The 12,484-nt window shown below is 38.4% G+C and carries 13 protein-coding genes; 11 read left to right on the plus strand and 2 right to left on the minus strand.

Features of this window, described 5'->3' with window-relative positions; all coding sequences use genetic code 11:
• Positions 1-41 precede the first annotated feature (41 nt).
• Together lpxL and Q4489_RS13665 are read left to right on the plus strand one after the other, a co-directional pair.
• Positions 42-980: an LpxL/LpxP family Kdo(2)-lipid IV(A) lauroyl/palmitoleoyl acyltransferase gene (lpxL, locus tag Q4489_RS13660; protein ID WP_303481258.1), complete on the plus strand. Its 939-nt coding sequence runs from the start codon at positions 42-44 to the stop codon at positions 978-980.
• A 60-nt stretch (positions 981-1,040) separates the two neighbouring features.
• Complete coding sequence (locus tag Q4489_RS13665) at positions 1,041-1,697, plus strand: TcpQ domain-containing protein (protein WP_303481259.1); 657 nt, start codon at positions 1,041-1,043, stop codon at positions 1,695-1,697.
• A gap of 27 nt (positions 1,698-1,724) precedes the next feature.
• Here Q4489_RS13665 and glnE read toward each other — a convergent pair whose 3' ends face one another.
• On the minus strand, positions 1,725-4,622 hold the full coding sequence (gene glnE, locus Q4489_RS13670; RefSeq protein WP_303481261.1) for a bifunctional [glutamate--ammonia ligase]-adenylyl-L-tyrosine phosphorylase/[glutamate--ammonia-ligase] adenylyltransferase: 2,898 nt from the start codon (positions 4,620-4,622) through the stop codon (positions 1,725-1,727).
• 112 nt (positions 4,623-4,734) lie between these two features.
• Here glnE and Q4489_RS13675 point away from each other — a divergent pair, with 112 nt between their 5' ends.
• The 9 genes from Q4489_RS13675 (at position 4,735) to Q4489_RS13715 (ending at position 11,557) form a co-directional block, all read left to right on the plus strand.
• The gene (locus tag Q4489_RS13675; RefSeq protein ID WP_303481296.1) at positions 4,735-5,721 is read left to right on the plus strand and encodes a hypothetical protein; all 987 of its coding nucleotides are present in this window, start codon (positions 4,735-4,737) and stop codon (positions 5,719-5,721) included.
• A gap of 24 nt (positions 5,722-5,745) precedes the next feature.
• The gene (locus Q4489_RS13680) at positions 5,746-6,648 is read left to right on the plus strand and encodes a DUF350 domain-containing protein (protein ID WP_303481263.1); all 903 of its coding nucleotides are present in this window, start codon (positions 5,746-5,748) and stop codon (positions 6,646-6,648) included.
• A gap of 4 nt (positions 6,649-6,652) precedes the next feature.
• Positions 6,653-8,365: a polyamine aminopropyltransferase gene (locus Q4489_RS13685; protein ID WP_303481265.1), complete on the plus strand. Its 1,713-nt coding sequence runs from the start codon at positions 6,653-6,655 to the stop codon at positions 8,363-8,365.
• Between the two features lie 122 nt (positions 8,366-8,487).
• Entirely contained in the window at positions 8,488-8,901 is a 414-nt protein-coding gene (locus Q4489_RS13690) for a YjfI family protein (RefSeq protein ID WP_303481266.1), read from the plus strand.
• Between the two features lie 24 nt (positions 8,902-8,925).
• Positions 8,926-9,615, plus strand: coding sequence for a PspA/IM30 family protein (locus Q4489_RS13695; RefSeq protein WP_303481268.1), 690 nt, complete (start codon positions 8,926-8,928; stop codon positions 9,613-9,615).
• 60 nt (positions 9,616-9,675) lie between these two features.
• Complete coding sequence (locus Q4489_RS13700; protein ID WP_303481269.1) at positions 9,676-10,317, plus strand: hypothetical protein; 642 nt, start codon at positions 9,676-9,678, stop codon at positions 10,315-10,317.
• The gene (locus Q4489_RS13705) at positions 10,318-10,647 is read left to right on the plus strand and encodes a hypothetical protein (protein ID WP_074499843.1); all 330 of its coding nucleotides are present in this window, start codon (positions 10,318-10,320) and stop codon (positions 10,645-10,647) included. It abuts the gene before it with no gap.
• A 166-nt stretch (positions 10,648-10,813) separates the two neighbouring features.
• Positions 10,814-11,308, plus strand: coding sequence for a potassium channel family protein (locus Q4489_RS13710; protein WP_303481270.1), 495 nt, complete (start codon positions 10,814-10,816; stop codon positions 11,306-11,308).
• Positions 11,309-11,317: 9 nt separating this feature from the next.
• Entirely contained in the window at positions 11,318-11,557 is a 240-nt protein-coding gene (locus tag Q4489_RS13715) for a hypothetical protein (RefSeq protein ID WP_303481271.1), read from the plus strand.
• A 37-nt stretch (positions 11,558-11,594) separates the two neighbouring features.
• Here the strand turns inward: Q4489_RS13715 and Q4489_RS13720 are convergent, their stop codons facing one another.
• The gene (locus Q4489_RS13720) at positions 11,595-12,479 is read right to left on the minus strand and encodes a L,D-transpeptidase family protein (RefSeq protein ID WP_303481272.1); all 885 of its coding nucleotides are present in this window, start codon (positions 12,477-12,479) and stop codon (positions 11,595-11,597) included.
• Positions 12,480-12,484 lie beyond the last annotated feature (5 nt).

Here is a 12,484-nt window from a genome sequence, read left to right on the forward strand (position 1 = left end):
GATAGTGTATCATATCAAATTAAATGAGTTGACCTCTTACCGTGAGTAAAAACAAAGTTTTACAACCCAATTTTAAATTAGCGTTTTTCCTGCCGAAGTATTGGCTCACTTGGCTTGGCGTTATTATTCTATATAGCATCTCTTGGCTTCCTTACCGATTACAATTAGTACTAGGGCGCGGTATTGGCAAACTGCTATTTAAAATTGGTGGTAAACGACGCAACGTTGCTAAACGCAATATTCAATTGTGCTTTCCTGACATGTCTGAAGATGAAGTTAACACACTTTTACGTAAGAACTTTGAAAATACCGGTATTGCTTTGCTTGAAACTGGCATGGGTTGGTGGTGGCCTGACTGGCGAGTAAAGCGAAAAGTACAAGTGAAAGGGCTTGAGCATCTTGCACAAGCACACCAACAAGGTAAAGGTGTATTGTTATTGGCGATGCACTATTTAAGCGCAGAAATAAATTGTCGAGGTATCGGCACAGGGCACCCTATGGTGGTGTTTTATCGCCCGCATAACAATCAACTCATGGAGTTTTTTCAATACCGTGGTCGAGGTCGTTCAAACAAGTACATGTTGGGAAAACGTGATGTTAAGGGGTTACTAAAAGCGCTTAACGACGGTGAAACATGTGTTTATTTACCTGATCAAGATTATGGTAGAAAACGCAGTTTATTTGTACCTCTTTTCGCCGTACCTGATGCCGCTACAACCACTGGAACACTTATTTTTGCGCGCAATAAAAACACGCAATCTCATATGCTAATACCCACACGTAATGAGGATGGCAGCGGTTATACCATTGAAATTACCCCACAGCTTGAAAATTTTCCAACAAGCGATGATAGAGCTGATGTTATTCGCATAAACCAGGAGCTTGAAAAAGCAATATTGCAAAAACCGGAACAGTACATGTGGTTACATCGAAGGTTTAAAACCCGTCCTGATGAAAACGCTCCGTCATTGTATAAATAGCAGATTTTTATTATGTTATTATACTTAAGACGTATTTATTAAAAAGTTAATGGCTCGTTTATGATGTTTTGGCTAAAAAATATTGTGTTTGCACTACTGTTGCTCGGGTTGGCATATTACTTAATTGCCAATCAGGAGATACTGTTTTCACAAAATGATGAGCAAGAAATCATTTCAAACGACAATGCTATTACAGAAAAACCTAAAGTTTCAAAAAAAGAAACCAACCCTGCAGCAGAAGGTTTATCACGTTTTTACGCAAACCTAAGAGGTTCAGAAGATGAAGATGAACCTCGTGTAAGAAATAACATTGTGTACTTGCCTGCCCATAAAGGCGATATTGTTGACATTTTGGAAGCAAAGCGTTTAGTGACTCGACCATTAAGAAAAAACTGGAAAAGCACTAAGCTAAACAGACCATTTCGACCTGAACATACGTTACATCAGAAGTTAAGTGAATATGCTAAAGCAGAAGGCCTTGAAGTTATTTGGTGGCTCGATAAAGATTTCATCATAAAAGACCCTTTTCGTATCGATAAAGATATTGTAGATACCGCCTACCAAGTAGGTTTAGCAATCAATGGTCATTTTCAAGACGGTTTATCTACTTACTTTTGTTATCAACACCGAACATTAGTATTAATTGAAAAGCATAAATCTTACTTAGATGAAGAGTGCGTAAAATTACCGAGGAAAAGCCGAACTCGTAGTTATTAAGTACATATAAATATCTCACACTTTTTATTAACTTCTCGAAGATGTCTCTCGAAAAAACTGGTTGATGATAGTAATAATTGGCTGAGTTAATGCATCAAATTTTTGCTTGGGTAATTTATTATCTTCTTGTTGTAAGCTAGTTTTATGACCAAAGTCTCGTAATTGACAATAACATTCTGCTAATGCTTGTTGTTGTGCTTTCTCAATCACTTTATATTTTGATAACGCTTTAAATATACGTAAATTATCAGAAAAATAACAAATCTCAGGGAATTGACTACCATGACTTAGTACAAGATATTGTGCTAAAAATTCGATATCAACTAGCCCTCCTTTTCCTTGCTTAATATCAACTACTGAATCATCTGATTTATCAAGATGATTTCGCATTTTTTCGCGCATGTTTATAACATCCTGTTTTAACGATGTTAATTCACGCTCTTTTGCTAACACTGCACAACGTATTTTATTGAATTGTGAGGCTATTTGATCATCCCCATACACAACCCTTGCTCTGACCAACGCTTGATGTTCCCATGTCCACGCTTCATCTTGTTGATATTGTGCAAAGGTAGGCAAACTAACCACCAATACGCCTGAATTTCCAGAAGGCCGCAAACGCATATCTAATTCATATAATATGCCTGATGCCGTACGGGTATTAAAGATATGCATCATTCGTTGCGCAACTTTCGCATAAAACTGGCCAGCAGCAACTTGCTTAACACCATTAGTCATATCATTAATGTCATGATTGTGCACAAAAACTAGGTCGAGATCAGAGCTATAGCTAAGTTCAATTCCTCCAACTTTACCATAACCGATAACAGCGAAACCTTTGTTATTATCAGGTAATGCTGAGGGCACGCCATATTTTTCTGCAGTTTGTTGCCACGCCATATTAATCACTTCGGCAATGACCGCTTCAGCGAGTGCCGTTAGATGATCACTGACTTTAGTCACAGGTAATACATCAGCTATATCAGCTGCGGCAATTCGCAATTGTTGTGCTTGCTTGAATTGGCGTAATGACTCCATTTGTGCTTCTAAATCATCTTCAGGAATACGTAACAGTTGTTGCCGTAATTCATTTGCGTAGCTATCGAGCGTTGGTGGATTATGCAATAATTTTGGATCGATAAGCTCATCTAATATAATAGGATACTTCGCAATATGCTCTGCCATCCAATGGCTAGCATGGCAAAGTTTTACAAGGTGTTTAAGCGCCCCTACATTTTCAAATAACAATTCTAAATACGCTGTTCGTGTAACAATTTTTGCTAATATCCACAATACACGTTCAATACATCGTTCATTGGCTTGAAATTCAGAGATTTGGGTTAATAGCTGTGGCATCAATTTATCGAGAACTTGACGCCCCCTACTCCCTATTGAGCGACGATCAATATCACGCTTAAAATCAATTAATAGCTGATATACTTTTTCGCCATGCCACTCTTTCTCATGATTGGAAATCCATTCAATCGTTTCTTCTTTTGACCAGCCTCCATCCCATAAATCAGCCCAATGATCATCAATATCTTGCTGGCTCGGACTTTCTTCACCAATTAACAAAGTAAACTCTTGATGTACTGCTGCCATTAATTTATGTGTGTATGCTAAAAACTGTGGCCAACTTGGAAAAACATTATCACCTAATACATGTAGTAACCTACTTTGATCGAGTGATGAATCAGGAAGAGTTTGCGTTTGTTCATCATGTAGTGCTTGTACTATGTTTTCCACTCGGCGTAAAAAACGATATGCTTTCTCTAGCACTTGTTTACTATGCTCAGAAATTTCTTCATGAGCGACTAATTCAGGTAGTACCGAAAGCAAGTTGCGTTGTTGTAACGCTTTTGTCCGCCCACCACGAATCAGTTGAAATACTTGCACAATAAATTCAATTTCACGAATACCACCAGCACCTAATTTAATGTTGTTATTAAGTTGTTTACGTCTTACTTCTTGAGCAATCATCATTTTCATACGACGTAAACTATCAATAACGCTAAAATCGATATAACGGCGATAAACAAACGGGCGAAGCATGCTACTTAACGTACCATGGTATTTGCCTTCACCAATTAAACGCGCTTTTAACATCGCATAGCGCTCCCAGTCTCGCCCCTGCTCTTGATAATAGTCTTCCATGGCATTAAAACTAAGCACTATGGGGCCACTATCACCAAAAGGACGTAGTCGCATATCAACGCGATAGACAAAGCCATCTGCTGTTTTTTGATTTAACGCAGTAATGAGCTTTTGCCCTAAACGGGTAAAAAAGTTGTGATTATCGACTGACTTTCGGCCGCCCTGCGTTTCTCCCGCTTCGGGATAAACGAAAATAAGATCAATATCTGATGAAAAATTTAGCTCTCTACCGCCTAATTTTCCCATACCATACACGAGTAGTGGTTGTAATTCGCCTTTGCTATTAAGGGGCTTGCCGAGCGTTTGATAACAGGCATGAGAAAGCCAATTTAATGCAGATAAAATCAAGCTATCTGCTAACGCAGATAATCGAGAAAGTGACTCATCAAGTGATATATCCAAAACCATATCAGCAAAGGCAATTGCAACCATTTCCCGCATGCGAAACTGTCGCAACATGTGATGTAATATTTCTTCACTGTCGCAATCAGCTAATCGTTCATTTAGCATATCCTGATAATTAGGCTTTGTAGCTTGGTAGATATCATCTGATGCAAACAAAGCGGTTATCACTTCGGGTGCTTGTAATGCGGAACAATAGATAAAGTCACTTAAGGCAATAGCTTGTTTGAAATCAGCAACACGTTGTGGTGCTACCTTAGTTGAAAATTCAGTTGCTATCTCGGGGTATTGTTCACAAAATTGCTGCCAGTTGCTGTTTTGTTGTGTTAACAAAACAGGTAAAAGAGGTTTGCGAAATTCTTTATTCAACACTATCACCTATCGTATAAACTTGTATAATGCTAGTTAACAAAATATCAATAGACATATTATGTCAACAATGCTATTAATGAATGATAACCATAGCATTTTTGAGGGAACTATGGCAGAAATGCACCAGTTAACAAAATCGCTAATCATCGTTATTCTATTGCTGCTAATAGGATGCTCTGATCCATACATTGACAAAATAGCGCATCAAACACCATTAACCGAGCAAAGAATCACACAGCTTGGTGATGCGCTAGCCTCTGGTAATGTGCGCAATGCAACACTAATCAAACAGTATGCAGAGCAATTGATCGAGAGTAAACCGCAATTGCGTCCTGTAGTTGAAGAATTTTTGAAAGATTCAACGACACAAAGCCCAATGTATAAAGCACTGGTAGATCGATTAAATACCGTAAAACAGCAACCGCAAATGTTTGCCAGTAATGAAGCTGCTTTCGCAGAGTTACTCAACATTTATCAAGCAGCTGATCCTACGCTCTATTCCGACGCATTAAGTGATCCACTCAATGTGCTAGCTGATATGTCAGATGGCGCGTTACCACGCGTGAATGCATTAAGTAAATCACAAAGTTTGCAAGCAAATAAAGCACAAGACTTCGGTGTAGGTGAGCAATTAGTCGGTAATCCCAATTATGGCCAATGGCAAACAAACAGCAGCGGTATGTCATTTTGGGCTTGGTACGGTGTTTATTCTATGATGGATAACATGTTTGGTTATAATCGCAAACGTTACTATCACCAATGGGGTAAAGGCCGCAATTATAGTTACTATCATGATTATGGTCGTACGCGCTATAGTTCGCCCACGCAGCTTCGTAAACAGTCACAATTAGAAACACGTACGCGCAAGTCGTTTAGCAATAAAGGCCAACGATTTACCAGTCCTTATAGTAAAAATAAATCTGGTGCTTCTGCATTATCTGGTCAAAGCAGAAGTGCACAATCAAGCGCTAATAAATTTGCAAAAAGCAACCGCGCTAAAAGTAGCTATGCAAAAAAATCTTCGAGCTACAGCAAAAATGCTAGTTTTAGAAATAGTGCCAACACTACATCACGTAGTTTTCGTCGCGGAAAATAAGAGCAACAAACGCAAGGAATTAATATGAATACCTTACTTGAAAATATTGGCCTCAATGCAGACCTGCTAATCTATCTTGCGATTGATATATCTATTGCAATTCTTTTACTTGGTTTTATGAAATTTATTTCTGGTATTTCTGCCCAAGTAAATGCAACTGATGAGCTTTCAAAAGAAGATAACTTTGCTTTTGGTATCAGTGTCGCTGGCAGTGTCGCTGCGTTAGGCATTGTGTTAACTGGAGCCATTACAGGCGAAAATGCAGAAAGCTATGCGATGGAAGCCATTGGAATGCTTTCTTATGGGTTATTAGGGTTAATTTTAATTAAAATAGGCCGAGTTATTCACGATCGCTTAGCGCTCAACCAAATCAACAAAACAGAACAGATTAAAGCCCGTAACGTAACCGTAGGTATTGTTGATGCTGCTGGTGCAATAGCAACTGCCATCATTATTCGCGCAGTGTTACTTTGGGTACATGGATTAGATGCCAGTACTTTTATAGCTATCGTTTCAGGCTTTGTGGTATCTCAAGCAATGCTAGTATTAGTAACGCGTATAAAAGAAAAGCAATACGCAAAAAATAACCAACGAGATAGCATGCAAGAAGCATTTGCAAACGGCCAAGACGCGTTAGCCATCCGTTATGCCGGGCAAGTTATTAGTACTGCTTTAGCAGTAACAGCAGCGAGTTACTTTTTAGTTTACAGCCCAGACACCCTGTTTGAAACATTAGTGGGTTGGTTTGTATTTAGTATACTCATGACCTTATTGGTGGCGTTTTTAACCGCTATTGCTAAACGATTAATACTTTGGGGAATTAATTTAGTTGAAGAAGTAGACCAACAGCATAATATTGGCGTAGCAAGCGTTGAAATGGCTATCAGTATTTCTATCGCGTTAATCTTAACGGCATTAATGGCGTAAAACGTTGCCCAGATTTTTTGCAAATCGGCTATTTTGGTACGATGTATTATTAATACTTTCCATGGCTGTACTTGCCGGGTGTGGATTAATATACGAATATTTACTTTCTCATTATGCTGGGCGCGTACTCGGTATAATGGAAAGTGCCATTTACGCCATGATCGGGTTAATGATTGTCGCTATGGGTTTAGGCGCTTTCGCTGCACGTAAAATTTCTTGTGCATTTAATGGTATTGTTTGGCTTGAATTGCTAGTTGCGGTTATAGGCTCTACGGCAATTTTAATCATTGCAGGCCTTATTGCTGTTACGCAATTACTGCCACAAATAATCAGTGATACCTTTTCACTACCGCCTGATGTTTTCCCTCGTGGCGGCTTTATCAAACAATTCACTTGGTTAGCGTTAAACAGTCCATATTTTTTCGGCTTAATGCTGGGCTTTTTCATTGGCATGGAAATTCCGCTAATAGCTAAAATTCGTGAAGCATTACACGAAAAGCATTTAAAAAATAACTTAGGTACAATTTACGGCGCGGACTATATCGGTGCCGGCATTGGTGCAGCTATCTGGGTGACTTTTTTACTGACCATTGATATCAGCAAAGCGAGTGCATTAACTGCCGGGCTTAATTTAATTGCAGGTTTTGTGTTCATCTTTGCTTTCTGGCAGCATCTTCGTTGGCGTAAACTACTGATTATTTTACACACAGTGATGTTTGTCGGCTTACTGTTTATTTATCAACAAGGTAATCAATGGCTTAATACCATGAGCAATCTGTTATATTTAGACAAAGTCATTTACACAGAGAAAACACGTTACCAACAACTAACATTCACGGAACGTAAATTAGGTAATGATCGCCCCTCTATTTTAAATTTTTATCTCAATGGTCGGTTACAATTTTCGTCTGCAGATGAGCACATTTACCACAGCTATTTAGTCACTCCTGCCTTAGCAGGGTCAGCAAGGCATGATGATATATTAATTATCGGCGGTGGTGACGGTTTAGCATTACGAGATGTATTAGCATGGTCACCTGAAAAAGTAACACTAATAGACCTAGACGAACAATTAGTTAATATTTTCAAACACCCTGAAAATCACGTCAGTTCGGCATTATCAACAAAAATACGCCAACTTAATCAAGATAGTTTACAAGACAAGCGAGTAACGCTCATTCATCAAGATGCTTTTCTTGCTATTGATAACTTCCTTTCGATTGCGCGAACTTTCGATAGTATTATTGTCGACTTACCTGATCCTAATCACCCGGATCTTAATAAGCTTTATTCGGTTAACTTTTATGCAAAGCTTAAACAATTACTATCAGGTGATGGCCTTATTTCCGTGCAGTCAACTAGTCCGTATCATGCTAAAGACGCTTTTATCGCCATTGGTAAAACAATTAATGCTGCAGGATTTAACCATGTTGAACAATTTCACGATAATGTTCCTAGCTTCGGTGAATGGGGTTGGACAATCGCATCAAAAAATGGTGCAAGTCCTAAAACAAGGCTTTCAGCGTTAACCTCTATACCTATCCAACAGACCTGGTTAACCCTTCCTATGTTGCTTGGAGCTTTTGAGTTTTCGACTGATTTTTACCTAACTCAAAAAGATATCCCTATAAATTATTTAGGCAGTCATACAATTTATCAATTGCACCAACAAGCTTGGCGTGAACAGCAGGGGCTAAATAGCGCTTATAATCAATAATAAATTAATAACAACAATACACTTGACATATTATGTCACGGTGTTACATTTAACACATCGACATAATATGTCGTAGATAAATTCGATAACACGTTATCGAGCTTTTAGAGATGAGGAATCAAATGAATATTCACAAAATAGCGAATCACTTGAATGCATTAGCAGATGACTCAGAAACAGGTATGGTATTTGATTGCCAACCTATTTCAGGTGAAGTTGATGTATTACAGATCACTGTAATTGGACGTGAAGAATTACCTATTTTTGTTTCGGTGACAGATGATCAAATTCTATGCATTACCTACCTTTGGGGTGAAGATGAAGTAAAGCAAGACACCCGAGCAGATATGCATGAAGCCATGTTAGATATGAACATACCTATGCCACTGTCTTCATTTTCTAAAGTGGGTGATAAATATGTAATTTTTGGTGCCTTATCTATTAATTCACCTTATAGCGATGTAGAACACGAGCTTGCTGTATTAAGTAACAATGCTGTCGAAGTTATCGACGACATGAGTGACTTTCTATTATAACCACCCTATTACTGGAGTAATATTATGAGCATTTTTAAAAAAGTTATGACTGCGATCCGTGGTGGTGCCACTGAAGTTGGCGAAGCCGTGGTAGACGCAAACGCAACACGCATTTTCGAACAAGAAATTCGTGATGCTGAAAACCATTTAACCAAAGCTAAACGTGATTTAACTGGCGTTATGGCGCAACAAATGGCTTCAAGCAGAGAAGTTGACCGTATCAAGCGTGAAATTACCGAGCATGAAGGCTACGCAGTGCAAGCACTTGAAAAAGACGATGAAGCCTTAGCACTTGCAGTTGCTGAAAAAATTTCAGCCCTAGAAACGGAACTTAGCGCTCAACAGCAGTCGTTAGATAGCTTTGAAACAAATGCCAATCGATTAAAGGAATTGGTGAAGAAAAGTGAGCGTCAGGTACAAGAGCACAAACGCCAATTATCAATGGTAAAGACCACAGAAAGTGTGCAAAAAGCAACGTCAGCTATTACTGATAACTTTTCATCAAGCAATTCTAAATTGCTAAGTGCTAAAGATTCTTTAGAGCGGATCAAAGCAAAACAACAAAAATTTGATGATCAATTAAAAGCAGCTGAAGTACTAGAATCAGAAAATGCCGATAATTCATTAGAAGCTAAGTTAAAAGCAGCGGGTATTGGCGAGCAAGAAAAAAGTGCAAACTCTGTACTTGAACGCTTAAAAGCAAAACAGAAATAATCAAACCTTAACCCTTTGGCCACTTGTCTCCCAACCAAGTGGCCTTTTTTGGTATTTAAAATGAGCTTATTTAAAAATATTTTTAGCAAAGACAAACCGGCACCAAGAAAAATTAACCAGGTAAATGATTTAAATACTGGTGATATTATTCAATTAACTGACAGTTTTGCTCTGCCAGAAATATTACGAGGGCAACAATTTGAAGTAACAGCCATTAATAGCTATGAATTCGAGCACCAAACTGAAACAGAATGGGTACTCACAGGTAGTAGTGATCATCAAGTGTTTTTATCGCTTGATATAGACGATGTTGTTTACTTAAAGTTTGCCATGAAAATTGAACATACTGATGTAGAAACATTATTTGATCTCGACCAGTTTTCACTCTTATTTGAAGAACCAGGCAATGCTGCGCTTGATAGAATAGCTGATAACGACAATACTTCACAATGGAGTGATCAACAATACCAGCAACGAATTTTTGCCCAAATAGGTTATTTTCATCGGAAAGATCATCGGTCAGAATCACTTTCACCTTTTGAGGGCAAAGAAGCTGGTGAGCAATTAGAGCGTTACCAATTACTTAATCAAGATGAAGATAAAGGCATTGAAGCGGAAGTTTGGACAGACGGCGACACAGATATCTTCTTAACCTTATACCGTCCAACAACAGATATTGTCGATATGTACCCAGGAAGCTAAATTGTGAGTAGAAAAATCCCTGAAAAATGGCAATCTTCTGTCAAAGCAGCAAAAGCAACCCAAGTCGCTTTTGACCTTGATGAGCGATTTCAAATGCATATTCGCCGAGAAGCACTAGAATCGGGTTTAAGTCCCTCTGATAGAATCCGAGAAATTCTGGGCTTACCTGTTAACAAGCGACCTAAGCGCCCCCGTCTTACCGTTAGCCTTTCTGGTGAAGACTATCAAGCACTTGCTGAAAAATATGGCTTAGATGCAAGCCAGCAACTTGAAATCAAACGAAAATTAATGGAAGATTTAGTCATTCACGTGGATAAAGAACAACAATAGGCACTGTATATGTGTGCTGTACTCAATAATTCAACTTACAATATACAAAAAATGAAAGCTGTTTCAGTGCCTATAATATTTCTTGTCCTACAGTATTCTATGCAATTGGTTAATACTTTATCCTCGATTGTAACTCAAACTTTCACATTACGCGGACGATAAACATATGGCATTTATTTTTCAAGTAGCTTCCAGCAAAAGCAAACTCTATTCTGTTGATGAGTTTGGCGTCATCAATTATAAGACACGGTTTGTTGCTATGTTGTGTATATTATCAATGGCAACTTTAATACTTCTGTTTGGCGGCATTACTTATTATGCGGAATTTGGCACTGAAGGCGCTACCATACAAAGCTTTGGCGATGCCTTATGGCTGATGGTTATGTCTAGCACGACCATTGGCTTTGGTTCACAATACCCCGTAACCGTTATTGGTCGTGTAATGGTCACTATGATGTTCATATCCGGTGTTGGCATTATCGGCGGTTTAGGTGCATTGGTCGCGTCAAAACTACTCGGTTTTTCAGATACTAATGTAAAAAATCGTGAATTGCGGAAACAAAATGCCGAAATTTTAGCGATGAATAAAAAGCTAGAACAAAAATTAGACTTGCTTGTAGAAAAAATTGAACCTATGGTAAGTAACAATAAGAATGATTAAGGAAATAAAATGAAAGCAACGATATTTACCGGCTTGACAGCCATCATATTATTTACTGGCTGCGCAAGTTCAAATAATCTTGAGCAACAAGTTACGACGTTATCAAACAAAGTAGACAAACTGACAACTGAAGTGAGTAAATTAAAAGAGCAACACCAAAAAACAGAAAGTAAACTGACCCAATTACAAAATGCTAACAAGCAAACCACGCAAAAATTACATAATATCTCTTCAAGTTTTAAAAAATAATCACATCAAAAGCACGCTGAAGTAATGTGTTGTTTCATTACTTCAGCGCGTAGACAACACCCTGCTGCTCTTCAAGTAATTTTTTTATTTTTGCATTGCTAATGCTTTCACCTAAAAAAGCATTCACCGCTTCAGACATTCGACTCTTCTTAGCATGTGGAAACTCACTTAACGGTCTATGTACCTCAATATATTTACGCCCTTGGGTTTCATAACTCATTTTTATTGGCTGATCGATAATTTTTACTTGAGTGCCTATAGAAATATTGTGATATAGCCATTCAATATCATCAGCATACATACGTATACAACCGGAACTTGCTCTTAAGCCAATGCCCATTCTTTGATTTGTGCCGTGGATTAAATATTCACTAGTGCCTATTCTTAATGCGAATTTTCCAAAGGGATTATTAGGTCCTGGTGGGATTTCTTTGGCTAAGTCAATACCATGTTCTTCTTTATAACGTTGCCGTAATGCACTTGGTGGACGCCAAACAGGGTTCTTACGTTTATCACCAATAACGCTGATTAAATTTGGTGTTGATAAACCTTCACGGCCAATACCAACAGGAAAAACGTAAACAAGTGGCTCTTCAGGGGGGAAATAATATAAACGCAACTCCGCAAGGTTAATGATAATCCCTTTGCGTTCTGCATACGGTAAAATCATCCGTTTAGGTATAATGATATCTGTGCCAACCGGCGGTAAAAAGGGATCCACATGAGGGTTAGCTTCAATTAACGCAAGTAATCCAACATTATAATACTCAGCCAGCGCCTGAAAATAATCTCCAGGTAACACCTCATGTTCGACATCTTCACCAATGATTCTACTTTCAGAAGTAGGTAAAGCGTAAACACTCGCTTGAAGCGACAACGTAAACAATATGCTTAACGAAAGAAGAAAACGCAGTAATACCATGATGC

Origin of the sequence: Thalassotalea sp. 1_MG-2023 (assembly GCF_030546745.1) — a bacterium.
GTDB lineage: Bacteria > Pseudomonadota > Gammaproteobacteria > Enterobacterales > Alteromonadaceae > Thalassotalea_C.

Coding starts and splice junctions, on each gene's coding strand:
- Q4489_RS13690 (WP_303481266.1), top strand. CDS start 8,488: ATGAATATTCACAAAATAGCGAATCACTTGAATGCATTAGCAGATGAC.
- Q4489_RS13710 (WP_303481270.1), top strand. CDS start 10,814: ATGGCATTTATTTTTCAAGTAGCTTCCAGCAAAAGCAAACTCTATTCT.
- Q4489_RS13695 (WP_303481268.1), top strand. CDS start 8,926: ATGAGCATTTTTAAAAAAGTTATGACTGCGATCCGTGGTGGTGCCACT.
- Q4489_RS13675 (WP_303481296.1), top strand. CDS start 4,735: ATGGCAGAAATGCACCAGTTAACAAAATCGCTAATCATCGTTATTCTA.
- Q4489_RS13680 (WP_303481263.1), top strand. CDS start 5,746: ATGAATACCTTACTTGAAAATATTGGCCTCAATGCAGACCTGCTAATC.
- Q4489_RS13715 (WP_303481271.1), top strand. CDS start 11,318: ATGAAAGCAACGATATTTACCGGCTTGACAGCCATCATATTATTTACT.
- Q4489_RS13700 (WP_303481269.1), top strand. CDS start 9,676: ATGAGCTTATTTAAAAATATTTTTAGCAAAGACAAACCGGCACCAAGA.
- Q4489_RS13720 (WP_303481272.1), bottom strand. CDS start 12,479: ATGGTATTACTGCGTTTTCTTCTTTCGTTAAGCATATTGTTTACGTTG.
- Q4489_RS13665 (WP_303481259.1), top strand. CDS start 1,041: ATGATGTTTTGGCTAAAAAATATTGTGTTTGCACTACTGTTGCTCGGG.